Annotated in this window: 16 protein-coding genes and 1 riboswitch; of the genes, 6 read left to right on the top strand and 10 right to left on the bottom strand. The window is 71.7% G+C overall.

All coding sequences use genetic code 11. The features are described from left to right. Positions 1 to 237: 237 nt before the first annotated feature. On the top strand, positions 238 to 1,344 hold the full coding sequence (sepH, locus tag ABD339_RS22350) for a septation protein SepH (RefSeq protein ID WP_344568196.1): 1,107 nt from the start codon (positions 238 to 240) through the stop codon (positions 1,342 to 1,344). Positions 1,345 to 1,446: 102 nt separating this feature from the next. Here sepH and ABD339_RS22345 read toward each other — a convergent pair whose 3' ends face one another. Then, on the bottom strand, positions 1,447 to 2,340 hold the full coding sequence (locus ABD339_RS22345; protein WP_344568195.1) for a sulfurtransferase: 894 nt from the start codon (positions 2,338 to 2,340) through the stop codon (positions 1,447 to 1,449). A 245-nt stretch (positions 2,341 to 2,585) separates the two neighbouring features. On the opposite strand from ABD339_RS22345, the gene ABD339_RS22340 reads away from it, so the two are divergent. Next, positions 2,586 to 3,380, top strand: a complete 795-nt coding sequence (locus ABD339_RS22340; protein ID WP_344568194.1) for a VOC family protein — start codon at positions 2,586 to 2,588, stop codon at positions 3,378 to 3,380. Here the strand turns inward: ABD339_RS22340 and ABD339_RS22335 are convergent. The 4 genes from ABD339_RS22335 to ABD339_RS22320 all read right to left on the bottom strand — a co-directional run bounded on the left by ABD339_RS22335 (position 3,346) and on the right by ABD339_RS22320 (position 9,124). Beyond that, on the bottom strand, positions 3,346 to 4,089 hold the full coding sequence (locus ABD339_RS22335) for a thymidine kinase (protein ID WP_344568193.1): 744 nt from the start codon (positions 4,087 to 4,089) through the stop codon (positions 3,346 to 3,348). The genes ABD339_RS22340 and ABD339_RS22335 overlap by 35 nt on opposite strands. Positions 4,090 to 4,350: 261 nt before the next feature. Beyond that, a complete protein-coding gene (locus ABD339_RS22330) occupies positions 4,351 to 5,634 on the bottom strand; it encodes an alkaline phosphatase family protein (protein ID WP_344568192.1) in 1,284 nt (427 codons plus the stop codon). After that, the gene (locus tag ABD339_RS22325) at positions 5,631 to 6,233 is read right to left on the bottom strand and encodes a DUF5998 family protein (protein WP_344568191.1); all 603 of its coding nucleotides are present in this window, start codon (positions 6,231 to 6,233) and stop codon (positions 5,631 to 5,633) included. The genes ABD339_RS22330 and ABD339_RS22325 overlap by 4 nt, the downstream gene beginning before the upstream one ends. Positions 6,234 to 6,304: 71 nt before the next feature. Next, positions 6,305 to 9,124: a bifunctional acetate--CoA ligase family protein/GNAT family N-acetyltransferase gene (locus ABD339_RS22320; RefSeq protein ID WP_344568190.1), complete on the bottom strand. Its 2,820-nt coding sequence runs from the start codon at positions 9,122 to 9,124 to the stop codon at positions 6,305 to 6,307. A gap of 171 nt (positions 9,125 to 9,295) precedes the next feature. Here ABD339_RS22320 and ABD339_RS22315 point away from each other — a divergent pair, with 171 nt between their 5' ends. Beyond that, on the top strand, positions 9,296 to 9,577 hold the full coding sequence (locus ABD339_RS22315; RefSeq protein WP_344568189.1) for an HPr family phosphocarrier protein: 282 nt from the start codon (positions 9,296 to 9,298) through the stop codon (positions 9,575 to 9,577). Between the two features lie 149 nt (positions 9,578 to 9,726). Here the strand turns inward: ABD339_RS22315 and ABD339_RS22310 are convergent, their stop codons facing one another. The 3 genes from ABD339_RS22310 to ABD339_RS22300 all read right to left on the bottom strand — a co-directional run bounded on the left by ABD339_RS22310 (position 9,727) and on the right by ABD339_RS22300 (position 13,775). Next, a complete protein-coding gene (locus ABD339_RS22310; protein ID WP_344568188.1) occupies positions 9,727 to 10,551 on the bottom strand; it encodes a M23 family metallopeptidase in 825 nt (274 codons plus the stop codon). A 14-nt stretch (positions 10,552 to 10,565) separates the two neighbouring features. Beyond that, a riboswitch (cyclic di-AMP (ydaO/yuaA leader) is annotated at positions 10,566 to 10,723 on the bottom strand. A 239-nt stretch (positions 10,724 to 10,962) separates the two neighbouring features. Further along, positions 10,963 to 12,333: a M16 family metallopeptidase gene (locus tag ABD339_RS22305; RefSeq protein WP_344568277.1), complete on the bottom strand. Its 1,371-nt coding sequence runs from the start codon at positions 12,331 to 12,333 to the stop codon at positions 10,963 to 10,965. A 47-nt stretch (positions 12,334 to 12,380) separates the two neighbouring features. Continuing rightward, complete coding sequence (locus ABD339_RS22300) at positions 12,381 to 13,775, bottom strand: M16 family metallopeptidase (protein ID WP_344568187.1); 1,395 nt, start codon at positions 13,773 to 13,775, stop codon at positions 12,381 to 12,383. 405 nt (positions 13,776 to 14,180) lie between these two features. On the opposite strand from ABD339_RS22300, the gene ABD339_RS22295 reads away from it, so the two are divergent. Then, positions 14,181 to 16,640 carry a DNA gyrase/topoisomerase IV subunit A gene (locus ABD339_RS22295; protein ID WP_344568186.1) on the top strand — a complete coding sequence of 820 codons (2,460 nt, stop codon included), beginning with the start codon at positions 14,181 to 14,183 and terminating at the stop codon, positions 16,638 to 16,640. A 264-nt stretch (positions 16,641 to 16,904) separates the two neighbouring features. Here ABD339_RS22295 and ABD339_RS22290 read toward each other — a convergent pair whose 3' ends face one another. Next, on the bottom strand, positions 16,905 to 18,203 hold the full coding sequence (locus ABD339_RS22290; protein WP_425576058.1) for a CobW family GTP-binding protein: 1,299 nt from the start codon (positions 18,201 to 18,203) through the stop codon (positions 16,905 to 16,907). A gap of 350 nt (positions 18,204 to 18,553) precedes the next feature. Here ABD339_RS22290 and ABD339_RS22285 point away from each other — a divergent pair, with 350 nt between their 5' ends. Continuing rightward, complete coding sequence (locus tag ABD339_RS22285; protein WP_344568185.1) at positions 18,554 to 19,675, top strand: ferredoxin family protein; 1,122 nt, start codon at positions 18,554 to 18,556, stop codon at positions 19,673 to 19,675. A gap of 492 nt (positions 19,676 to 20,167) precedes the next feature. Next, positions 20,168 to 21,985 carry an ATP-binding protein gene (locus ABD339_RS22280; protein ID WP_344568184.1) on the top strand — a complete coding sequence of 606 codons (1,818 nt, stop codon included), beginning with the start codon at positions 20,168 to 20,170 and terminating at the stop codon, positions 21,983 to 21,985. Between the two features lie 189 nt (positions 21,986 to 22,174). Here the strand turns inward: ABD339_RS22280 and ABD339_RS22275 are convergent, their stop codons facing one another. After that, entirely contained in the window at positions 22,175 to 24,298 is a 2,124-nt protein-coding gene (locus ABD339_RS22275; protein WP_344568183.1) for a DNA gyrase/topoisomerase IV subunit B, read from the bottom strand. Between the last annotated feature and the right edge of the window lie 120 nt (positions 24,299 to 24,418).

The following is a 24,418-nucleotide window of genomic DNA, read 5'->3' as shown; positions in this document are numbered from 1 at the left end:
GTGACGAGCCCTGGTCTCGGTTCTGACCCGGCGCAGGCTGCTCACGGTGACCACCCTGGTCACGGTGCGTTGTGAGGAGGTAACCGTGCCATAGCGGCGGTTCTCGGCAGTGAGGAACACTGTTCGGGCCCCGAGGAAGTCGGCAAGGTTGTGGCAGGCTGCACCCGGGCAGGCCACACTCGTCTAGCGGGAGCAGCGACGCACGTGACGTCGGCAGGCACCACCCGGGAGGTCCCCATGCCCGAACTGCGTGTCGTGGCCGTCAGCAACGACGGCACACGACTGGTGCTCAAAGCTGCCGACAGCACGGAATACACGCTTCCGATCGATGAGCGCCTGCGCGCCGCGGTCCGGAACGACCGCGCACGGCTGGGCCAGATCGAGATCGAGGTGGAAAGCCACCTGCGGCCCCGGGACATCCAGGCCCGTATAAGAGCCGGTGCCTCCGCCGAGGAGGTCGCCTCTCTCGCGGGCATCCCCGTCGATCGTGTGCGCCGCTTCGAGGGCCCCGTGCTCGCCGAGCGCGCCTTCATGGCCGAGCGCGCCCGCAAGACCCCCGTACGCCGCCCCGGCGAGAACGCCGGGCCACAGCTCGGTGAGGCCGTCAGCGAGCGGCTGCTGCTGCGTGGCGCCGACAAGGAGTCGGTGCACTGGGACTCGTGGCGCCGCGACGACGGCACCTGGGAGGTGCTGCTCGCCTACCGCGTCGCCGCCCAGCCGCACTCGGCGACCTGGACCTACGACCCGCCCCGCCGTCTGGTGCAGGCAGTCGATGACGAGGCCAGGGCGCTGATCGGCGAGACCGACGACACTCCGGAGCCCAGCTTCCCGTTCGTCCCCCGCATCGCGCGCCTGCCGCGCGACCGGGGCGAGCGCGAGCGCACCGGGCGGCCCGAGCTGGAGCCCGCCTCGTTCTCGCCCGCTCCCGGCGACGAGGACGACCGGATGCGCGGCGACGGCAGCGGCGAACCGGATTCCCTCACCAGCTTGCTGGAGGCCGTGCCGAGCTTCCGGGGCGACATGGTCGTCCCGGACTCCAAGCCCCAGCCCGCACCGGCCGCCGAGGCGGAGACGGCGGCGGTACCCGCCGAGCAGGAGGAGACCGAAGCGGCGAACGGCGAGCCGGAAGAGGAACCGGAGGCCGTCGAGCCCCCGGCCCCGGCTGCCAGCGCGGGCTCCGCGTACGCCGATGTGCTCATGCCCCGCTCGGTCGGCGCGCACCGCGACCGGCTCAAGGGCAACACCGACCGCCAGGCGGAGGCCGACGGCGTCCGCCCGGGCCGGCGTGCCGCGGTACCGAGCTGGGACGAGATCGTCTTCGGCACCCGGCGAAAAAAGGACTGAAGCGTCAGCTCACGACCGGCGCCGGACCGCTCCGCCAGAAGGAACGGTCCGGCGTGGCCGTGTGCGGCGCGCGGGCGGCGGTGGGCCGCCCGCGCCACCGCCTCAGCCGCGTTCGGCCCCGGTGGCCACCGGCCGGGAACCATCGGCCGTCCACTCGCTCCAGGACCCGACGTAGAGCGCGGCATCGATACCGGCGATGGCCAGCGCCAGCACCTCGTGCGCCGCGGAGACCCCCGAACCGCAGTAGACCCCCACCTCCGTCTCGGGGCCCGCGCCCAGCGCCTCGAAGCGGCCTGCCAGCGCGTCGGGGGAGCGGAAGGTTCCGGCATCGGTGACGTTCTCCGTCGTCGGGGCCGAGACGGCGCCCGGGATGTGCCCGGCGACCGGGTCGAGCGGCTCCACCTCGCCCCGGTAGCGCTCGGCGGCGCGGGCATCCAGCAGGACCCCTCGCCGGGCCAGGGCAGCCGCCTCGTCGGCGTCCAGCATCGGCAGCCCGCCGGGCGAGGGCCGGAAGTCGCCCTCGGCCGGCTCGGGGGTCTCGGTGCTCAGCGGCAGTGCGCCGCCCCCGCTCTCCCCCGTCCCCGGCCCCGCACCCTGCGCTGTCGCGGCCTGCCACGCCTCCAGCCCGCCGTCCAGGACCCGTACGTCCGGATGCCCGGCCCAGCGCAGCATCCACCAGCAGCGTGCGGCGGCCCAGCCGCCGCCCATGCCCCCGGCGTCGTAGACGACCACGGGGCGGCCGGCCGAGACTCCGGCACGGCGCATGGCCGCGCCGAACACCTCGATCGGCGGCAGCGGGTGCCGGCCGGTGCCGTGTGCCCGCGGGCCCGCCAGTTCGCTCTCCAGGTCGATGTAAACGGCTCCCGGCAGATGGCCCTTGCGGTAGGCGGGCAGTCCGGGCGGGTCACCAGGCTTGTATCGCACGTCGAGCAGGACGGGCGCGGAGCCCGCCGTGATGTCGCCCGCGAGTTCGGGTACGGAGATGATGGCAGTCATGGCGCCATCTTCGCGCAGCCGTGTCAGGGCCGGGGCCGTACCGCCCCAGGGCGGCTCGCGAAGCGGCGGCACACGGATCGGGGATTCTCGGGTCCGAAGCCGGGAGAAAACGGCGCGGCCGGGGAGCGCCGCACGACAGGTGGTGCAAGCATGCGCACTGGCGAGAAGTCACGGAGCCGCGGCAAGGACGCCGGGGCACTTCCACCGCACGACCGCATCGATGATGGTCTCAAGGAGCGAAGCAGATGACCGAGCAAGCGACTCGGCTACGTCACACACCTGGCGCGCCCGCCTGGGCGAGCCTCATGGCGCATGGACTGGACGCCGGCAAGGAGTTCTATCAGGAGCTGTTCGGCTGGGAGTTCCACGACGGCCCCCAGCAGCTGGGCCCGTATGTGCGGGCCGTGGCACACGGACACGAGGTCGCGGGGCTGGGCAGGAAGGCGGACGGCAGGCAACTCCCCGTCGCCTGGCTGCCGTACATGGCCACCGCGGACGCCGACGAGACGGCCGCCCGGGTGCGTGAGTACGGCGGGACGGTGGCCGTCGGGCCGCTGGACGCGGAGACGGCGGGGCGGATGGCGATCGCGTCGGACCCGCACGGCGCGGTCTTCGGAGTGTGGCAGGACGCCCACTATCCGGGCCTGGGGACCGCACCGGTGGGGACGTTGGGCGCCCCGGTCTGGTTCGAACTGGTCACCAGGGAGACGACGACGGTGGTGAAGTTCTACCAGTCGGTCTTCGGCTACGAGGCACGCGCCGTCGAAGGTCCTGGCTTCGACTACCTGACGCTGTACACGGACGGGGTGCCCGTGGCCGGGATCCAGGGGGTCGGGGACGCGCTGCCGCGCGACCGGGGGCCGCACTGGCGCACCTACTTCGCGGTGGACGACCCCGACGCCGCGGCGCTGCGTGCCAGGGAACTGGGCGGGCAGGTCGTGCGCGGGCCTTCCGACTCGCCCTACGGGCGGGTGGCGGCCGTCTCCGACCTGGAAGGCGCGCACTTCAGTGTGATCCGGCCGGTCGAAGCGGATCGCTGAGGCCCGCGGCCTGCGGGCGGACCGTACCGCGTCCGGTTGCGGGAGGCGCGGCGGGCGGCTGGGGCATGTCGACCGGCAGTACATCGGGTGACAGTGCTCCGGCGCCCGCCGAGGCCGCCGTCAGCCGCCGCCGGTGGTGGCGCCTGCACAGGACCTCGTAGCCCACCTCGCCGCTGGGCTCGCCCACATCGCCGACGACGACCTGCGCCCCTTCGACGACCATCCGGCCGCCGACGGTACGCGCGTTGTGCGTGGCGCGGGCGCCGCACCAGCACAGCGCCTCGACCTGGAGGGTCTCCAGGCGGTCCGCCAGCTCCATCAGCCGCTGGGAGCCGGGGAAGAGCCGGGTGCGGAAATCGGTGGCGATACCGAACGCGAAAACGTCGATGCCCAGTTCGTCAACGACCCTGGCCAGCTGTTCGACCTGGTCGGGCGAGAGGAACTGGGCCTCGTCGACGATCACATAGTCCGTGCGTCCGCCCGCGGTGAGATGACGGACCAGGTGGGCCTGGAAGTTGAGGTCCTCGGCGACCTCGACGGCCTCGGCCACCAGGCCGAGCCGGGAGGAGAGCCGGCCTTGGCCCGCCCGGTCGTCACGCGTGAAGATCATGCCCTGGAGGCCGCGGGCCGAGCGGTTGTGCTCGATCTGCAACGCGAGCGTGCTCTTCCCGCAGTCCATCGTTCCGGAGAAGAACACCAGCTCTGGCATGGCGTGTTCGGCCTTTCTGACGTTCGGGCGTGTGGGGACGCGGGCGGTGAGAGGGCCGCTGTGGACCTCGGCCGGGGCGGTTGTCGGAGTCCGGCGCGGGACAGCGGCCGTGGGGCCTCCCCCGGCCGGTGGGGCTGTGCTGGGGTCGCGGGCTGTCCTGGGGGCGGGGGCGGGGGCCGGCCTCCCAGGGCGGGGCTTCAGACGCCGGGCCCAGGACGTCAGGCGCCGGCCTCGGGATGCGGGCCTGCGGCTGCGGGTCCTTCAGGTGCGGACCTCCAGAAGCGGCACGAGCTGTTCCGCGGGGGTCGCCGAGCCGTGCATCCCGATCAACTCGGACTCCTTGGGCTCGCGCCGGGTGGCCACCACGGCGACATCGTCGCGCATGGCAGCGATGACGTCGCCGATTCTGCCGCGCACCCGGGGCTCGACACCAGGACCGAACCAGCCGAGCGCGACGGCCTCTTCGCGGGTGGCGACCCACGCCTGTCCGACCAGCACCTCGCGCCAGACGGCGTGCACATCGGCGGCTGCGCCCGGCACGGCGTAGATGTGGCGCATCCGGCCCTCGCCGCCGAGCTGGGCGACGCCCGCGCTCAGCTCCCAGTCCTCGTCGAAGTCGATCCGGGCCTCGGGCCGTTCGGGGATGTCGACCATGCCGTGATCGGCGGTGATGTAGAGCGCGGAGCGGGGCGGCAGCCGCTCGGCCAGCCGCTGCGCGAGCCGGTCCACGTACATCAGTTGGCCCCGCCAGGCATCCGAGTCCATGCCGAAGCGGTGGCCGTTGCCGTCCAGCTCGGCGAAGTAGGTGTAGACGAGCGAGCGGTCACCGGCGGACAGGCGCTCGGCGGCCAGATCCATGCGGTCCTCGGCCGCCATGCGCCCCAGGAACGTGCCCCCGGACAGGGCGATCTTGGTGAGCGGAGTGTGCTCGAAGTGCGGGGCCGTCACCTGACAGGTGGCCACGCCGGCCGCGTCGGCGCGCTGGAAGACGGTGGGGTAGGGCTGCCATACGTGGGGGTCGGTCCATGGCTGCCAGCGCAGTTGGTTCATCAGACGGCCGGTGGCCGGGTCCAGGGCGGTGTATCCGGGCAGCCCGTGCTCCCCCGGCACCCGGCCCGTGCCGACGGAGGCGAGGGATGTCGCCGTTGTGGAGGGAAAACCCGAGGTGATCGGCTCACCCGTGCCCCCCGCCGAACTCGGCAGCAGTGAGGTGAGGAACGGTGCCTCGTCCGGGTGCGCCTTGATCGCTTCCCAGCCCATGCCGTCCACCAGGAAGACGCAGGCCCGGTCGGAGGGTTCGAGCGGGAGGCCCGCCGCCATGCCGGGGACGCCGAGGCCCGCGGCGATGGAGGGCAGCAGATCGGCGAGGGAGCCCGTGCCGTAGCGGGGGACGGGCGCCGTGCGCGGGTCGAGGGGGGCATCGTCGTCGTACCAGGTGGCCTGCCCGGCCGCGCCGAGCGGAGCCGTCCGGTCCGGGTCCGCGACAGGGGCCGCGGAGCGTGGGTGCGGGTGCGGGTGCGGGTGCGGGTGACGCTCTCGGGTCACTGCGGGGGCCCGACACGGGTGGTGCCGGCGGTGGCCTCGGAGAGAGCCTGCGCGAAGGCGAGGGTCTGACGGACGGTGTCGGGCCCGTCACCCGCCTCACTGACGCGGAGCGAGAGATCATCGGCCGTGGAGGAGCCCGTATAGCCGTGATCCGCCTCGCAGTTGGGGTCGCCGCAGGTCGCGGGCTCCATGTCGAGGCGGGAGACGGCCCCCCAGCCGATGGTCAGGACGACCTCGCGGGGCAGGGTGCCGGGAGTGTAGGACTCCGGGTTGGCCACGACCCGGGAGAGCACCACGGAGGAGATGCGCTCCAGCTTCACGGACTCGGTCGAGGTGGTGGCATAGGGCGAGGGCGAGGTGTCGTCGGCCGCCTGTTCGTCGGTGTGGCTGACGAGGAAACGCGTGCGGGTCAGCACGAGGACCGTGACATGGCGGCGGACTTCGTTCGAGTCGAACGTCGTCTCCTGGTGCACGAGATAGGAGGCCACGGGCTCCCCGCCCACCGAGGCCTCCACAGCCTCGGCCACGAGGGCCGGGTAATAGCCACTGCGCTCGATCGCCTCGCGCAGCCCCTGGGTCGTCGTACCGGTCTTCGCCATAACAGCCATCCTAAAGGCCCGGGTGCCGACGCAGCCCCGGCCCGTCCCGCTCCGCTCCCCGCGCTCCCGCCTCAGTACGCCGGGAGCCTGCGCGCCCCCAGGTCGGGGCGCTGCCCAGGAGCGGCGACGCGGACGGAAGCGCTCAGCACTGTTACCCCGCGCGGCGCGACGACCACCGGATCCAGTTCGACGGTGACGACCTCCGGATGGTCGTCCATCAGCAGCGAGACGCGCAACAGCACCTCCTCCAGCGCCGCGGTGTCGGAGGGCTCCGCGCCCCGCCATCCGAACAGCAAGGGTGCGGAGCGGATCGCCCGGACCAGTCCGGCCGCCTCCTTGTCGGTGACGGGGACGAGCCGGTGCACGGTATCGCCCAGCAGTTCAGAGGGGGTGCCGGCGAGCCCGAAGGAGAGGACGGCGCCGATGGCCGGGTCCAGAGTGCCCCTGATGACCGTGCCGACCCCGCGCGGCGCCATGGTCTGCACGACGGGCCGCAGCTCCCCGGGAGCGCCGAGCGTGGCCGTCAGTTCACCGTAGGCGCGGCGCAATCCGGACTCTCCCGCGATGTCCAGCCGTACGCCGCCGAGTTCCGCGCGGTGCCGCAGATGGGGCGCCGTGGTCTTGAGCGCGACCGGATAGCCCAGCTCGCGCGCCGCCTCGACGGCCGCGTCGGCGTCGGGCGCCGGAAGGGTGGGGAGGACGGCGATGCCGTAGCAGTCCAGCAGCCGTGCGGTGTCCTGGTCGGTGAGCGCCCTGCTGTGTCCGGGCCGGTCGGTGGCGCGGGTGAGGAGGCTCGCCGCCGTGGCCTCGTCCACCTCGAACTCGGGCACCTTGCCGGGCGTACCGGCCTCGGCCCGCCAGCGGGCGTAGCGCACGGCCTCTGCCAGCGCGTGGGAGGCCCGCTCGGGGGTGGGGTAGGAGGGCAGCCCGCGTGCCGCGAGAGCCTCCTCCAGCCCCTCCATGGCGAGGTGGACGACGGCGACAGGCTTGCCCGCGGCCGGCTCCGTCGCCTCGTGGCGCACGGTCGCCTCGTGGAGGGCTTCGGCGAGCGTCTCGACGTAGCCCTGCGGCGGGTCGGCCGCCTCGTGGGTACGTGCGGTGCCCGGGAGTTCGGCGGGGACTGCCGGGATGACGGTGACGAGCACGGCGTCGGTTCCGGTGTCCGCGAGCGCTTCGCCGAGCGCCGCGCCGAAGTGGCCGGGCCCGGCGGTGCCGGGGAGCGCGACGACCGGCCGGGGCCGCAGTCCGTCGTTGAGGCAGGCGTCATAGGTCAGCAGGCTGAGTGCGTCGGTGTTGCCGACGATGCCGACGCGCGGCCCGGACGGAACGGGCTGTTCCGCGAGCAGGAGCCCGGTGTCCAGCAGTTCGGTGAAGGTATCGACCATGAGGACACCGGCCTGCCGCAGCAGGGCGTGGACGGTGGCATCCGGTGTGCGGGTGGCCGGTGCGGCGTGGCCGGGCGGGGGCGCACTGCCGCGCTGCCGGGCGCCCTTGACGACGACGACCGGCTTACGCGCGGCCGTGCGCCGGGCGAGCCGGGTGAACTTGCGCGGATTTCCGATGGATTCGAGGTACATGAGGACGACATCGGTGTCCGGATCCTCGTCCCAGTGCTGGAGCAGGTCGTTCCCGGAGACGTCGGCGCGGTTGCCGGCCGAGACGAAGGAAGAGGGCCCGATGCCGCGCCGGTCCAGCCCGTCGAGCAGGGCGATGCCGATGGCGCCCGACTGAGTGAAGACTCCGGTACGGCCCCGTTCGGGCATCCGGAGGGAGGGGGTCGCGTTGAGCCGCACATCGGGCCCGGTGTTGATCAGGCCGAGCGCGTTCGGGCCGACCAAACGCATTCCGTAGGAGCGGGCCAGGCGTACCAGCTCGCGCTGTTCGTCGCGGCCGAAGCCGTCGGTGAGGACGACGAGGCCCTGTACGGCGGCCTCGCCGCACTCGGAGACGACGGCGCGCAGCCCCTCGGCGGGCACCGCGACGACGGCGAGATCGACTCGCTCGGGAATCTCGCGCACGGAGCGGAAGGCGGGGGCCCCTGCCAGCTCGGCGGGGCCGGTGGAATCGGCACAGCCGACGGGGCCGGTAGGGCCGGCGGACTCGGCGGGGCCCTCCGGCCCGGTGCCCGACTGGCCGCCCGGCAGCTCGCGGTTGACCGCGTACACACTTCCGGCGAAGTCTCCGGCGCGCAGGCTCTCCAGCACGGCGCGTCCGGCGCCGCCCGGGGTACGGCTGGCGCCGATGACGGCAACGGAGCCAGGGGCCAGCAGCCGGGCGACGGAGCGGCCCTCGGCACGCTGTTCGCGGGCCCACATGACCGCCTGGGAGCGCTCGGTGGGTTCGAGGTCGAGGGTGAGGTGGACCGAGCCGTCCTCGAAGCTGCGCTTCTGTGAGTATCCGGCGTCGGTGAACACCTTGATCATCTTGGTGTTGGCGGGCAGCACCTCGGCGGCGAAGCGGCGGATGCCGCGCTCGCGGGCCACGGCGCCGATGTGTTCGAGGAGCGCGGAGGCCACTCCCCTGCCCTGCTGGTCGTCGCGGACGAGGAAGGCCACCTCGGCCTCGTCGGCGGGGTCGCCCGCGGGTCTGCCGAATTCGTCGATGCGGTCGTAGCGGACGGTGGCGATGAACTCGCCTCCGACGGTCGCGGCGAGGCCCACGCGATCGACATAGTCGTGGTGGGTGAAGCGCCTGACGTCCTTGTCGGACAGCCGGGGGTAGGGGGCGAAGAAGCGGTAGTACTTGGACTCGTCCGAGACCTGCTCGTAGAAGCTGACGAGCCGCTCCGCGTCGTCGGGCGCGATGGGCCGGACCCTGGCCGTCCCGCCGTCGCGCAGGACGACGTCGGCTTCCCAGTGGGCGGGGTAGGCGCGCTCCTCGGGGCTCGGCATGGGGCCAGCGTACGGCGGTGGGGGCCGCCGTGACGGCCGGGCGGGCAACGTATCGTCGCACCTTGGGATCGACGGATATGCCGGACGGCGCTGCGGAATGATCGCGGAATGGGCCACTCCGGCACCGTGCGAGACTGGTCTAGACAACGTTTCGAATCGAAGGGCAACACCATGGTTGAGCGCCGCGTCACCGTCGGCTGGGCCGAGGGGCTGCACGCCCGCCCCGCCTCGATCTTCGTCCGTGCCGCATCGGCCGCCGGGGTCCCCGTCACCATCCAGAAGGGCGACGGCAGCCCGGTGAACGCCGCCTCCATGCTGGGTGTGCTCGGGCTGGGCGCCGAGGGCGGCGAGGAGGTCGTCCTGGCCTCCGAGTCGGACGACGCCGCAGAGGCTCTCGACCGTCTGGCCAAGCTGGTCTCCGAGGGCCTGGAAGAGCTTCCTGAGACCGTCTGAGCCGGCTTGGCGAAGCCGCATCCGACTGATCAGCCCCCGGTCACCGTGACCGGGGGCTGATCAGTACGCGACTCGGAACGACGCGGTTCGGTACGCGGTGCGTACGCGGTGTCCGGATGGCGTGTGTCCGGCGCGAAGTGGCCCGGGTCTCAGACCTTGAGGCCGTGGCTGCGCAGATAGGCGATCGGGTCCATGTCCGAGCCGTAGTCGGGGCCGGTGCGGGCCTCGAAGTGCAGATGCGGGCCGGAGGAGTTGCCGGTGGAGCCGGACAGCGCGATCTGCTGGCCCGCCGTGACGCTCTGACCGACCGAGACGCTCATCGAGTTGAGGTGGCCGTACTGCGTGTACGTGCCGTCCTTGTGCTTGATCACGATGTTGTTGCCGTATGCGCCGCCATTGCCGGCCTCCACGACCTCGCCTGCCGCGACCGACTTGACGGGGGTGTTCATGCCCGCGTGGAAGTCGATACCGGTGTGACTGCCGGAGGACCACATGCTGCCGCCGGTCTTGTATCCGGTGGAGACGTAGGAACCGTCGACGGGGAGGACGTAGCCGCTCAGCTTGGCACGCTTCGCGTCGGCCGCACGGGCCGCCTTGACCTTCTCGTCGCGGTCCTTCTCGGCCTTCTCGGCCGCCGCCTTGCGCTTGGCCTCGTCGGCCTTCTTCTTGGCCGCCAGCTTGGTCTTGGCCGCGGCTTCCTTCGCCCTGGCTTCGGCCTGCGCCTTCTCGACCTCGATGGCCTGGGTGTGCGCCTGGTCGTCCAGGGTCTCGGAGATCTGACCGCTGATGCTGAAGGCGTCATCGAGACCGGTCTCGTGGACGCGGCTTTGCTCACCGCTCGCGGCAAGAGCCGGGGAGGCGAGCGTTCCGACGACGCCGACAGTGGCGAGCCCGGCTATGCCTGCGGCTCCGGCACCGGCCCTGCGGACCTTGCCGGGACGTCGGTGCTTCCCGGTGGGACGGGTGAACGCCATGGAGAGGCGTACTCCTTTCCTTCCTTCTCGCCTACCGGGTTAGCTGACGGGTTCGGAGCAGGAAGGTCTCCTACGGGCTGCCTCTGGCGAGGCGGCCCGATTCACCCCAGGGACTGCGTTGGGTCCCCGGCTCCCCTCGGCTCGCACCTCGGGAACTCGGCGATCGCCGTGCGTCGGCCGCGGGCGCGGTCACTTCTGACGAACAGCGGCAATGACGCTAAACGGGCCCACTTCTGAGCGGCAAACAAATCCCCGGGTTTGTCACGCACGCCACACCCCATATGGTCATACCCGGGCGAGAACCGGACATTTGACAGGGCCCGAAAGGGGGCCCGGAAGGGGACGTTCCACTCACGTCGCCCCCTTCCGGACCCGCCCGACCGGCCCGGCATCCGGGCCCGCCGTCAGTGCTCAGGAGCCGGTGACGACCTTCACCTCGCCGATCCCCAACTCGCGTACCGGGTCCGCGATCTGGGAGGCGTCACCGACCAGCACGGTCACCAGACGGTCGGCCGGGAAGGCGTTGACGGCCGCGGCCGTGGCCTCCACCGTGCCCGTCTCGGCGAGCCGGGCGTAGAGACGGCCCTGGAAGTCGTCCGGCAGGAACTGCTCGACCTGATCGGCCAGCGTCCCCGCGACAGCGTCCGACGTCTCGTAGCGCAGCGGCGCGACGCCCACCAGGTTACGCACGGCCACATCGCGCTCCTCGTCCGTGAGCCCCTCGGCGGCCAGGACGCGCAGCACCTGCCACAGGTCGGCCAGCGCCGGACCCGTGACATCCGTGGCCACCGAGCCGCTGATGCCCAGCAGCGCGGCGCCCGTGCCCTCCGCCGAGGAGCGCAGCACCTGCCCGAAGGCCCGCACTCCGTAGGTGTAGCCCTTCTCCTCGCGCAGCACGCGATCCAGCCGCGAGGTGAGGGTGCCGCCCAGGCAGTACACCCCGAGGAGCTGGGCCGGCCACACGCTGTCGTGCCGGTCGGGCCCGATGCGGCCGATGAGCAGCTGGGTCTGCACGGCGCCGGGCCGGTCGACGATGATGACGCGCCCGCTGTCGTCCGCCGAGATGGGCGGCATCGGGCGGGCCTCGGCCGTCGTCCCCGTCCAGGCGCCCAGGGTGTCGGCGAGGGCGGCATCCAGATCCACGCCCTCCAGGTCGCCCACGACGACGGCGGTGGCCGTCGCGGGGCGCACATGGGCCTCGTAGAAGGCGCGCACGGTGGGCGCGTCGATGCGCCGCACCGTCTCCTCCGTGCCCTGCCGGGGGCGCGACATCCTCGACTCGGCGGGGAACAGCTCGCGCGACAGCTCCTTGGCCGCGCGCCTGGCCGGATTGGCCAGCTCGTGCGGGATCTCATCCAGCCTGTTGGCGACCAGCCGTTCGATCTCGCTGTCGGGGAAGGCCGGGGCGCGCAGCGCGTCCGCGAGCAGGCCCAGTGCCTTGGGCAGCCGGGAGACCGGGACCTCCAGGGAGACGCGCACGCCCGGATGGTCGGCGTGTGCGTCGAGCGTGGCGCCGCAGCGCTCCAGCTCGGCGGCGAACTCCTCCGCGTCGTGCTTGTCCGTGCCCTCGTTGAACGCGCGGGCCATGATCGTGGCGACCCCGTCCAGGCCGTCGGGCTCGGCGTCCAGCGGCGCCGGGAGGTTGACCTCGACGGCGACGATCTCCTGGCCGGGGCGGTGGCAGCGCAGCAGCGTCAGCCCGTTGGGCAGGGTGCCGCGCTCGGGGGTGGGGAAGGCCCACGGCTTGGGGGTGCCGCTCCGGGGCTGGGGGTGGAAGTCCATGCTGGACGCTGTGGGTGCTGCGGATACTGCGCCCGCTCCGGTGTCGCTCACTGACCGGTCTCCTCGTTGTCGTTCTCCACGTGCGCCGCGTTCGCGTCCTGCGCCGTGCTCTCCCCGTGCTCGGCGGCCTCCGCCTGCTCACCGGACTCGACCGGCTCGTAGACGAGCACGGCGCGGTTGTCCGGGCGCAACCGCTGTGCCGCGACGGCGCGTACCTCTTCGCGGCTGATCTCCAGGACGCGGCCGACCGCTGTCAGGGCCAGCTGCGGGTCTCCGAACAGCACGGCGAAGCGGCACAGTTCATCGGCGCGCCCGGCGACCGTTGCGAGCCTGTCCAGCCACTCGCGCTCCAACTGGGCCTGCGCACGCTCCATCTCCTCCTCGGTCGGCCCCTCCTCGGCGAAGCGGCGCAGCTCGTCATCGACGGCGGCCTGGATGTCGGCGACCTCCGCGCCACCGGATGCCTTGACATCCAGCCATCCGAGCGAGGGCGCACCGGCGAGGCGCAGCATCCCGAATCCGGCGGCGACGGCGCTGCGGTCGTGCCGCACCAGCCGGGCGTAGAGCCGCGAGGACTCCCCGCCGCCCAGCGCGGTCAGCGCCAGGTCGGCGGCGTCCGCCTCGCGGGTGCCGTCGTGCGGGAGGCGGTAGGCGGCCATCAGCGCGCGTGAGGGCACCTCTTCCTCGACGACCTGGCGCTGCTCCTCGCCCATGACCTCCGGCAGGGAGCCGTCGCGCGGCGGGTGCTTGCCCCCGTGCCCGGGGATCGAGCCGAAGTACTTCTCGACCCAGGCCAGCGTCTGCTCCGGGTCGATGTCCCCGACGATGGCGAGCACGGCGTTGTTGGGCGCGTAGTACGTGCGGAAGAACTCCCGCGCGTCCTCCAGGGAGGCCGCGTCCAGGTCGGCCATCGAGCCGATGGGGGTGTGGTGGTAGGGGTGGCCTTCGGGGAAGACCATGGCGGTCATCCGCTCGAACGCGGTGCCGTACGGGACGTTGTCGTAACGCTGGCGGCGTTCGTTCTTGACCACGTCGCGCTGGTTTTCCATCGACTCTTCGTCCAGAGCCGACAGCAGCGAGCCCATCCGGTCGGCCTCCAGCCAGAGCGCCAGCTCCAGCTCGTGGGTCGGCATGGTCTCGAAGTAGTTGGTGCGCTCGAAGCTCGTGGTGCCGTTGAGGGAGCCGCCCGCGCCCTGCACCAGTTCGAAGTGCCCGTTGCCCTTCACCTGGGCCGAGCCCTGGAACATCAGGTGCTCGAAGAGATGCGCGAGGCCGGTGCGGCCCTTCACTTCGTGGCGGGAGCCGACGTCATACCAGAGGCAGACAGCTGCGACCGGGGTCAGATGATCCTCGGAAAGCACCACTCGGAGGCCGTTGGCCAGCCGGTGCTCCGTCGCTGTCAGCCCACCGGTGGCCGGCGGGGGCGTGGCCGTGTGACCCATGGGCGTGGAGTCCCTTCGATCGCGGGGGATTCCCGGCGGGGCGCCGGGAACTGCGGGGGCCGTCTGCGCGCCGCGCGCTGCGGACGGCCCTGTCACTGTATGCAACCACGCGGACAACGTGCGAAGTTCCCGTACGGTCTACCTCGCGGCGCTCCGTGTACGCCGGGTCGGGGAGCCGCTTGTCAGTGCGGCGGTCCACAATGGTCCGCGTCACAGCCGTGACGGCCGAAGCGCCGGAGCGCCGAAGCACCGGCACAGAGCTCCGGCGTGAAGCACTCGCACAAAACGACCCGCACCAAGCACCCGCACCGAGCACCGCACCACAACACGCGCACGAGACACGAGCCGCAGCGCACACGAAGACGCAGCGAAGCAGCACGAAGCAGCGAAGGAGCCGCAGCCGCGATGGCCCGCCGCAGTAAGAGCCGTACGCCCGGGACGACGCCCGGAGAGGACTTCGAGGAGCGCATCCTCGACATCGACGTCGTCGACGAGATGCAGGGCTCCTATCTGGAGTACGCGTACTCGGTGATCTATTCGCGCGCGCTCCCCGACGCCCGCGACGGGATGAAGCCCGTACAGCGCCGGATTCTCTACCAGATGCACGAGATGGGCCTGCGCCCCGACCGCTCTTACGTGAAGTGCGCGCGCGTGGTCGGGGAGGTGATGGGAAAGCTCCACCCGCACGGTGACTCCCCGATCTACGACGCGCTGGTGCGCATGGCGCAGGGCTTCTCCATGCGTCTGCCGCTCGTGGACGGGCACGGCAACTTCGGCTCGCTGGGCAACGACGACCCGCCGGCCGCGATGCGCTACACGGAGTGCAGGTCGGCCCCCGCGGCCGGACTGATGGTCGAGTCGATCGACGAGGAGACCGTCGACTTCGGCGCCAACTACGACGGCAGCGAGGAAGAGCCGGTCACCTTGCCGGCCGCGTACCCCAACCTGCTGGTCAACGGCTCCTCGGGCATCGCCGTCGGCATGGCGACGAACATGCCCCCGCACAATCTCTCCGAGGTCATCGCCGCGGCCCGGCATCTGATCAAGCATCCGGGTGCCGACCTGGAGACCCTGATGGGCTTCATTCCCGGCCCCGACCTGCCGACCGGCGGCAAGATCGTCGGCCTGGAGGGCATCAAGGACGCCTACGTCTCCGGACGCGGCACCTTCAAGATCCGCGCCACCACCACCGTCGAGCAGGTCACCGCGCGGCGCAAGGGCCTCGTGGTCACGGAGCTGCCCTTCGCCGTGGGCCCCGAGAAGGTCATCTCCAAGATCAAGGACCTGGTCAACTCCAAGAAGCTCCAGGGCATCGCGGACGTCAAGGACCTCACGGACCGCGAGCACGGGCTGCGTCTGGTCATCGAGATCAAGAACGGCTTCAACCCCGAGGCCGTGCTCACCCAGCTCCACAAGCTGACGCCGATGGAAGAGTCCTTCGGCATCAACAACGTCGCGCTGGTGGACGGCCAGCCGCTGACGCTCGGTCTCAGGGAGCTGCTGGAGGTCTATGTAGACCACCGGTTCAACGTGGTGCGCCGCCGCAGCGAGTTCCGGCGCGGCAAGCGGCGCGACCGGCTGCATCTCGTCGAGGGCCTTCTGGTGGCGCTGATCGACATCGATGAGGTCATCAGAATCATCCGGTCGAGTGAGAACTCGGCGGATGCCAAGGCATCCCTCATCTCCCGCTTCGAACTCAGCGAGATCCAGACCCAGTACATCCTCGACACCCCGCTGCGCCGCCTGACCAAATTCGACCGCCTGGAGCTGGAGGACGAGCGGGACAAGCTCAAGGACGAGATCGAGAAGCTGACCCAGATCCTGGACTCGGACGCAGAGCTGCGAAAGCTCGTCTCCTCCGAGCTGTCCGCCGTCGCCAAGAAGTACGGCACACCGCGCCGCACCGAGCTGCTGGACTCCGCCGAGGCACCGGTGGTCGCCGTTCCACTGGAGGTCGCCGACGATCCCTGCCGCGTGCTCCTGTCCTCCACGGGCCTGCTGGCGCGCACGGCGAACGGGGAGACGAGCTTCGCCGAGCCGGCCAAGCGCCAGAAGCACGACGTGATCGTCTCCGCGGTGCCCGCGACCACCCGGGGCGAGGTCGGCGCTGTCACCTCGGCCGGACGGCTGCTGCGGCTGACGGTCGTGGACCTGCCCCAGCTGCCCGAGACCGCCTCCTCCCCCAGCCTGGCGGGCGGAGCGCCGGTCGCGGAATTCCTCTCGCTGGAGAGCGACGAGACGCTGATCTGCCTCAGCACACTGGACGAGTCCTCCCCGGGGCTCGCCCTCGGCACCGAACAGGGCGTAGTGAAACGCGTGGTGCCCGACTACCCCCCGCACAAGGAGGAGTTGGAGGTCATCACGCTCAGGGACGGCGACCGTGTGGTCGGCGGTGCCGAGCTGCGCACCGGCGAGGAGGACCTGGTCTTCATCACCGACGAGGCCCAACTGCTGCGCTATCCGGCCGGCCAAGTGCGCCCGCAGGGCCGCCCGGCGGGCGGAATGGCGGGCATCAAGCTCGCCGAGGGGGTAAAGGTGCTCTTCTTCGGCGCGGTCGATCCGGCCGTCGAGGCCGCTGTGTTCACCGCCGCCGGATCGGAGGGCACTCTGGACGACTCGCTGAGCACTGCCAAGCTCACGCCCTTCGACCAGTACCCGCGCAAGGGGCGTGCGACAGGTGGTGTGCGCTGCCAGCGGTTCTTGAAGGGTGAGGACAAACTGCGGCTCGCCTGGGCGGGCCCCACCCCGGCGCACGCGGCCACCAAGGCCGGTGCCCCGCTGGAGCTGCCCGAGGCGGACCCGCGCCGCGACGGCTCCGGCCTGCCCCTGGAAAAGCCGGTGGCGGCTGTGGCCGGGCCCGTGTGAGGCGTGGGGGTCCGACGACCTGTAGCGGAGTCTCTGCGCCCTGACCGAGGAACCGGCTCCGGCGGCGACCGCCATGAGGGAGGCCCTGGCGTGACAGTGCGGCTGTCGCGCCAGGGCCTCCTTGCGCGAAGAGGTGAGCCTGGACAGGCAGTTGCCGACCGTGAATGGAGACCTCGCGGACGACGGCGCAAGGGCAGGCACATGAACACCAAGACGCAAGGAGCCGACGCGGCAAGGAGGCCAGGGCGGAGGCCGACGGGGGGCTCAGCGCGGGTCGAGTTGGCTTGTGTCGTCGGGGGCGCCGGAGGCACCGAAGCCGTCGGGCGCGGCGGGGTCGCCGGGCTCGGCCAGGCCGGCGGAGTCGTCAGGCTCGGTGGGATCGTCAGGCTCGGTGGGATCGTCGAAGTGGGCCAAGTCGCCCCGCCCGGCAGCGATGTCCGGGTCGCTGGGATCGTCGTCCGTCTCGGCGTCCACGTAGCGGAGGATGCCCCACATGGCCTGCGGGTCGCCCGCCCCGGAATGGTTCACACTCGCGTCGAGCCCCTTGCGCAGGGCCGCCGCGTCGATACCGGAGCCGATCATGACCAGTTGGGTCTCCCGCTCCTCCCCCCGGGGCCATGGCGCGGGCGCGAACCGCAGGAAGCCGCCGACGGCGTGGAGCGCGTACCGGTGTGCGGGATCGGCCGCGCCGAAGTCGACAAAGCCCTTCATCCGGTAGAGCCCGGCCGGCCTGCTGTCCAGGAAGGCGAGAAAGCGACGGGGATCCATGGGCGCGTCCGAGCTGAACTCGACCGCCTCGTAGGCGGCGTGCAGGTGCCCGGAGTGATCCTGCCCCGCGCCGTGCGCGCCCCCCGGAGCCTCCCCGTTCTCTTCCTCCTCCTCGTCGCCGTAAAGGAGGGAGTCGAACGACAGCTGCTCGACGGCCGCACGCTCACGCCGCACCCGGTCGAACAGCAGTGCCGGATCGACCCGGCCGTGGCGCGCCGGAACGACGGGTGTGCCCGGACTGAGCCGCTCCAACTCCCCGCGCAGCGCGCGCTGCCGCTCCTCGTCCACACGGTCGGCCTTGTTGAGCACCAGCAGGTCGGCCGCCGACGCATGGCGCGCCAGCTCGGGATGGTGTTCCCGGACGGCGTCGAACTCGGCGGCGTCCACGACTTCGACGAGCCCGCCGTAGACGATGTGCGGGCTCTCGCTCGCGAGGATCATCCGGATCAGCGTCTCGGGCTCGGCCACCCCGCTCGCCTCGATCACCACCACGTCCATGCCGGGGGAGGGGCGGGCGAGCACGTCGAGTACCTCGTCCATGTCGCTGGTGTCAACCGCACAGCACAGGCAGCCGTCCCCCAGGGAGACCATCGAATCAACCTGCCCGGACACGGTCATGGCATCGATCTCGATGCTGCCGAAGTCGTTGACGACCGCCCCGATACGGGTGCCTCTGCTACGCCGTAGAAGGTGGTTGAGGAGGGTGGTCTTCCCCGAGCCCAGAAATCCGGCGAGGATGATGACCGGAATCCTGCCGTCCACCGCGCCGCGCCCACTGCCCGCCGCACTGTCCACGCCGTGTGCCCTTTCTCCTTCAGCCGCAGGCATCCTCCTGGAGCCCCGCAGGCGCCCCGAGCGCCTTCCGGCCTCCCTCCCGGCCGTCGCCGGACGGCTGCCGATCGTAACCGAGGCCGCGTGCCCGGTGGCGGGCGGCGGGGGCTGTCGGTCCCGCGAGCGGCCCGGCCCGGCGGCTCGGTGGACCGGCGGCCAGTGGACCGGCGGACCGGCGGACCGCCTCCAGGAACCCGGGGCCGCCCGGGCCCAGGCCCCGGCCCCGGGCCCCGGCTCCTGACCATGCGGGGCGGCCCGGCGAGCAGGGGCGCGTGTCCGCTCCGCAGCCGGGAACCCAGGTTAGGGTCGCCTTTGTGACGACATGCGCGGCGGCCTCCCGGACACTGGCCGAACCCCTCGCGGGGACGGCGGCGACAGCCCGCACGTGGCTGCTGATCGAACAGCCCGGCCCCTGGGGCAAGCGGGCGCTGGCCGAGAGCCACCTCGACCCCGCGCTGGGCAAGGCCCTGGAGACGGCGGCGAGCGCGCACGGCGCACGCGTCGCGCTCATCCGCCGCCCGGGCAGGCAGGCCGACAGCGCGGACGGCCATGGACACCACCACGTCTTTCTGGCCCGCACGGTGCCCGGCGACTCCTGGGTATACACGGCGCGGCTCCCGGCCGGGGGAGGGCTGGAGGCGCTGCGCGCACTTGACTTCGCCGCGCTGGACGGGCACAGCGCCCGGCCGGGATCCGACGGGACCGGGCAGGCCATGGAAATCCAGCCACCCGACGGACGCCACGCGGCCCAGGCCCCCGGGCCTCTCTCCGGTTCTCGTTCCCATGCCCGTTCCGACACCCGTGCGGCGGGTCTCGGCCCCGGGTGGCGGCCCTACGAAGGCGATCCCCTGGCTCTCGTCTGCACCAACGGAAAGCGCGACCGCTGCTGCGCTCTGCTGGGCAGGCCGCTGGCCGCCGAACTTGAAGCATCCGGTGCGGCGAACGTCTGGGAGATCAGCCACATCGGCGGCCACCGCTTCGCCCCCACCCTCTTGGTGCTGCCCTACGGGTACGCCTATGGCCGACTCGGCGCAGTGGCGGTCAAGGGCGTGCTGGACGCGGTACGAGACGGACACGTGCTCACCGAGGGCTGTCGCGGACGCTCGGCCTGGGACCGTCCGGGGCAGGCCGCCGACCTGGCCGTACGCGAACGCACCGGCGAGATCCGCGCCGCCGCGCTGACCGTCCTGGCCACCACACCCGCCTCCACGGCCACTTCCACGTCCACGTCCACCTCGGCCCCGGCCTTGGCCTCGGCCGAAGAACCGGACAGGGCCCGCTGGGAGGTGACCGTCGGGCACGTGGACGGACGCCGCTGGCGCGTTGTCCTGGCCGAGGCCGACGACGGTCCCGCCCTGTCCGCGAGCTGCGGCGCCGCCCCGACTCCGGCCATCCGGATGGACGTCGAACGTTTCGAGACACTGCCACCGGGATAGCTCCGATGCGGCGCGTCATGGCACGCCGCCCGGAGGGACCGGGCCTGACGCTTGCCCACGTCGCCGCCCAGCCCAAATCGCCGCCCGGCCCGTGACGGCGCAGGTCAGCGGGGTGCGCGAAGCCGGGAGGTGCGCATGCGGGGGTCCGCCGGATAGCGTCCGAGTACCGGATGCACCGGATGCCGGATGCGCTCATCCGGATGCACAGCCCTTCGCGCCTCCGGTCGGCCCCCGACCCCCTGACCCACTCCCTCCACTTCCCTGCGTTCCCCTGCACTTCGCTGCACTCGTTCGACCCGCTCCCCGCTCACTCCTCCCGCCGTGAGGTCGCCCGTGTCCCTCTCCGGCCCGCACGCCGCACACCGCCGCTCACCGGAGCCCCCGAACCGCCCCGGCCCGCCCGTTCGGTCCGGGCGTCCCGGTCGGCCCGGTCGATCCGGCCGTCTCGGCCGCTTCGGCTGGCCACGGCGGCTCTCCTCGCAGGTTCTGCTCATGCAGTTGGCGGTCGTCACCGGGGTGACCGCGGTGGCCACCGGACTTTTCCTGGCGCCCTTCAGCTCGCAGCTGGACGACCAGGCGGCGCGGCGCGCGCTGGCCATCGCACAGGCGACAGCCGCCGAGCCGGGCCTGGACGACCTCGTCACCGAAGAGGCCCGCCCCACCCGCAACGGCCCGGTCCAGCGTGTCGCCGAGCGGGTACGCCGCGCCACGGGCGCCAGCTACATCGTGGTGATGGACACTCGCGGCATCCGGTGGTCACACGCGGAGCCCGCCCGTATCGGCGAACGTGTCTCCACCGATCCGGGTCCCGCGCTGGCCGGGAAAGAGGTCCACCACATTGACGAGGGCACCCTCGGCCGCTCCGCACGGGGCAAGGTCCCCCTGCGGAACGGGCAGGGCCGCGTGGTGGGCGCCGTATCCGTCGGCATCGCCTACGACAGCGTCCGGGACCGCTTCATCCGGTCCGTCCCCGGCCTGCTCGCCTACGCGGGAGGCGCTCTGGGGGTAGGCGCGCTGGCAGCCCTGCTCATCTTCAGAAGCGTCCAAAAGCGCACCCACGACCTCGCCTTCTCCGACATCACCGCGCTGCTGGCCGAGCGGGAGGCGATGTTGCACGGCATCCGGGAGGGCGTCGTCGCGCTGGATGCGAAGGGCAGGATCCGGCTGGTCAACGACGAGGCGCACCGGCTGCTCGACCTGCGGCCGAAGCACATCGGCCTGTCCCCCCACGAAGCCCTGGGCCCGGGCCGGACGGCAAGGGTGCTGGCCGGCGAGGTGCCGGGCGCGGACCTGCTGACCGTCAGCGGTGGCCGGGTGCTGGTCGCCAACCGGATGCCCACCGACGACGGCGGTGCGGTCGCCACTTTGCGCGACAGGACCGAGCTGGAGCTGCTGGGCCGCGAACTGGACGGCTCCCAGGGCCTCATCGACGCACTCCGCGCCCAGGATCACGAACACGCCAACCGGATGCACATCCTGCTCGGTCTGCTTCAGCTCGGCATGTACGACGACGCGGTGGAATACCTGAGCGAAACGGTCGGGGAGCACCGGGCCACGGCGGAGGAGATATCCGAACGGGTGCGGGACCCCCTCCTGGCCGCGCTGCTCGTGGGCAAGGCAACGGTGGCCGCGGAGCGCGGGGTCGCCCTCCGTCTCGCCGAGCACACCCTGCTGCCCGACCGTCTGGTCGATCCGCCCGAACTCGCCTCGGTGCTGGGGAACCTCGTGGACAACGCCCTGGACGCGGTATCCGGTTCGCCCGGGGGCCGGGGCCGGGTGGAGGTCACGCTCCAGGTGCACGAGGAGCCGCCGCCCACCGGACCATCGGCGCGAGGGCCGGACGGAACAGCCGAGCCGGCCCCGGACGATGACGGCACCGGCGACGCCGAAGTTGTCAGCGGCGGCGACGGCGCCTTGGACGGCGTTCAGTACGGCGGTCGGGCCCGGGACGGCTCGGAGGGCCGCCGCGGCAGACCCGGCACCCTCGTACCGACGCAGTCCCCGCCCCAGCGGGAGGACTCCGGCCCGCTGCCGACCGGCGTCACCCTCCGGGTGAGCGACAACGGGCCGGGCATTCCGCCCGAGCGCCGCGAGGCGGTCTTCGCCGAGGGCTGGTCCACCAAGGAGCCTCCGGCGCACGGAAAACGCGGCCTCGGCCTGGCGCTGGTGCGGCGGCTGGCCGAACGGCACGGGGGTACCGCCAAGGTCGGCGAAGGACCGGATGGTGGTGCGGAGTTCACCGTCACGCTTCCGGAGGCCCTTCATCCGGAGGATGTCCCGCCGCCGCTTACACCGCCCCACCGCCCGTGAGCCCGGTCAGCCCGGTAAGCCCGTGAGGAAGCGCGCCTCCGTCTCCGAGGCACGTCCACGGCGCCGTGACGTTCGCTGCGCTCCGAGCGCTTCGCCCCTTCACGTGACGCGACGGGAAAGGGACGAACGGCTCGGACGGGCGTACGGGAGGGGGCTACCGGCCGAGAGTGAACGCGGCGCGGTAGTACCTCAGACGTCGATGCGCGAGCGGTCCAGCGTGGCGGCGGAGGAGCTGATGAACTCCCTGCGCGGGGCCACCTCACTGCCCATGAGCAGATCGAACGCCTGCTCGGCTGCTTCCAGGTCGCTGATGTTGATCCGTCGCAGGGTCCGGTGGCGCGGATCCATGGTGGTCTCCGCGAGCTGGTCGGCGTCCATCTCGCCCAGGCCCTTGTAGCGCTGGATCGACTCCTTGTAGCGCACCTTCTTCTGCTCCAGCTCCAGCAGGGTCTGCCGCAGTTCGTTGTCCGAGTAGGTGTACAGGTATTTGTCCTGCCCCTTCTTGGGGTTGACCAGCTCGATCCTGTGCAGCGGCGGCACCGCCGAGAAGACCCGGCCCTGCTCGACCATGGGCCGCATGTAGCGCTGGAAGAGCGTGAGCAGGAGACAGCGGATGTGCGCGCCGTCGACATCCGCGTCGGCGAGGAAGATCACCTTGCCGTAGCGGGCCTGGTCGATGTCGAAGGTCCGCCCGGACCCGGCTCCTATGACCTGGATGATCGAACCGCACTCCGCGTTCTTGAGCATGTCGGAGACGGAGGACTTCTGGACGTTGAGGATCTTCCCGCGGATCGGCAGCAGCGCCTGGAATTCCGAGTTCCGCGCGACCTTGGCCGTGCCCAGCGCGGAGTCGCCCTCGACGATGAACAACTCGGTGCGGTCGATGTCGTCGGCCCGGCAGTCCGCGAGCTTGGCGGGCAGCGCCGAGGACTCCAGCGCGGTCTTCCTGCGCTGGGCCTCCTTGTGCTGACGGGCCGCGATCCGCGTACGCGCCGCCGCGACGACCTTCTCCAGCACCGAACGGGCCTGCGCCTTGGCGTCGCGCTTGGTGGACGTCAAGAACGCCTTCAGCTCCTTGGTGACGACCTGCGAGACGATCCGCGAGGCGGCCGAGGTGCCCAGCACCTCCTTGGTCTGCCCCTCGAACTGGGGTTCGGCCAGTCGTACCGTCACGACGGCGGTGAGGCCCTCCATCGCGTCGTCCTTGACGACATCATCGTCGGCGACCCGCAGAAGCTTCGTGGACCGCAGCGCCTCGTTGACGGTCTTGGTGACCGAACGCTCGAATCCGGACACATGAGTGCCGCCCTTGGGAGTGGCGATGATGTTCACGAACGACTTGAGTGTCGTGTCGTATCCGGTGCCCCAGCGCAGCGCGATGTCCACGCCCAGCTCGCGCTGCACCTCCGTGGGGATCATGTGGCCGACCTCGTCCAGGACGGGCACGGTCTCCTTGAACGTGCCCTGCCCCTGGAGCCGCACCACGTCGCAGACGGGCTTGTCGGGCGCGAGGTACTCACAGAACTCACTGATGCCGCCGTCGTAGCGGAACGTCTCCTCGGTGGCCCCCTCGCCATCCAGCCCGCGCTCGTCGCGCACGACCAGAGTCAGGCCGGGCACCAGGAAGGCCGTCTGCCGGGCACGCCCGTACAGCGTCTCCAAGGAGAGCTTGGCGTCCTTGAGGAAGATCTGCCGGTCGGCCCAGTACCGCACCCGGGTGCCGGTGCGGGTCTTGGGGACCTTCTTGCCCTTGAGGAGACCGGATGCCGGGTCGAAAGGCGCGTCCGGGCCCGACTCGGTGAAGATCCCGGGCACTCCGCGCCGGAAGCTGATGGTGTGCGTCCGGCCGTCGAGATCGACCTCGACGTCCAGGCGCGAGGAGAGCGCGTTGACGACGGAGGCGCCCACACCGTGCAGACCACCGGACGCCGCGTAGGCACCGCCACCGAACTTTCCGCCGGCGTGCAGCTTGGTCATCACGACCTCGACACCCGAGAGCCCGGTCTTGGGCTCGACATCGACCGGAATGCCACGGCCGTTGTCACTGACAGCGACGGAACCGTCCTCGTGGAGGGTGACCTCGATGCGGTCGCAGTAGCCGCCCAGCGCCTCGTCGACCGAGTTGTCGATGATCTCCCACAGGCAGTGCAACAAGCCACGACTGTCCGTCGAGCCGATGTACATGCCCGGGCGCTTGCGTACCGCTTCCAGCCCTTCGAGGACAAGCAGGTGCCGCGCGGTGTAATTGGAGCCTCCGTCCCGGTCTGCCCCGGTCAGCAGTGCGGTGGACGGCACGGACATATCGGCGGTCACGCGGTTCGCTCCTCGCTGAATTCTGCTTGAGACGGCTGGAGTGCCGCGTCAGAGGGTACCGAGGCCCAGGACAGCACGTGTCGCGCGACCCAGGCGACGGATCAGGAGATCCGCCATGCT

Origin of the sequence: Streptomyces axinellae (assembly GCF_039532135.1) — a bacterium.
In the GTDB taxonomy this organism is placed as follows: Bacteria; Actinomycetota; Actinomycetes; order Streptomycetales; family Streptomycetaceae; genus Streptomyces; species Streptomyces axinellae.
The sequence above is the reverse complement of the archived record's forward strand: the minus strand, read 5'-3'. Positions and strand labels throughout refer to the sequence as shown.

Bases quoted from the DNA above. Each gene is read 5' to 3' on its own strand.
- sepH (WP_344568196.1), top strand. From the start codon at position 238: ATGCCCGAACTGCGTGTCGTGGCCGTCAGCAACGACGGCACACGACTG.
- ABD339_RS22345 (WP_344568195.1), bottom strand. From the start codon at position 2,340: ATGACTGCCATCATCTCCGTACCCGAACTCGCGGGCGACATCACGGCG.
- ABD339_RS22340 (WP_344568194.1), top strand. From the start codon at position 2,586: ATGACCGAGCAAGCGACTCGGCTACGTCACACACCTGGCGCGCCCGCC.
- ABD339_RS22335 (WP_344568193.1), bottom strand. From the start codon at position 4,089: ATGCCAGAGCTGGTGTTCTTCTCCGGAACGATGGACTGCGGGAAGAGC.
- ABD339_RS22325 (WP_344568191.1), bottom strand. From the start codon at position 6,233: ATGGCGAAGACCGGTACGACGACCCAGGGGCTGCGCGAGGCGATCGAG.
- ABD339_RS22320 (WP_344568190.1), bottom strand. From the start codon at position 9,124: ATGCCGAGCCCCGAGGAGCGCGCCTACCCCGCCCACTGGGAAGCCGAC.
- ABD339_RS22315 (WP_344568189.1), top strand. From the start codon at position 9,296: ATGGTTGAGCGCCGCGTCACCGTCGGCTGGGCCGAGGGGCTGCACGCC.
- ABD339_RS22310 (WP_344568188.1), bottom strand. From the start codon at position 10,551: ATGGCGTTCACCCGTCCCACCGGGAAGCACCGACGTCCCGGCAAGGTC.
- ABD339_RS22305 (WP_344568277.1), bottom strand. From the start codon at position 12,333: ATGGACTTCCACCCCCAGCCCCGGAGCGGCACCCCCAAGCCGTGGGCC.
- ABD339_RS22300 (WP_344568187.1), bottom strand. From the start codon at position 13,775: ATGGGTCACACGGCCACGCCCCCGCCGGCCACCGGTGGGCTGACAGCG.
- ABD339_RS22295 (WP_344568186.1), top strand. From the start codon at position 14,181: ATGGCCCGCCGCAGTAAGAGCCGTACGCCCGGGACGACGCCCGGAGAG.
- ABD339_RS22280 (WP_344568184.1), top strand. From the start codon at position 20,168: ATGCAGTTGGCGGTCGTCACCGGGGTGACCGCGGTGGCCACCGGACTT.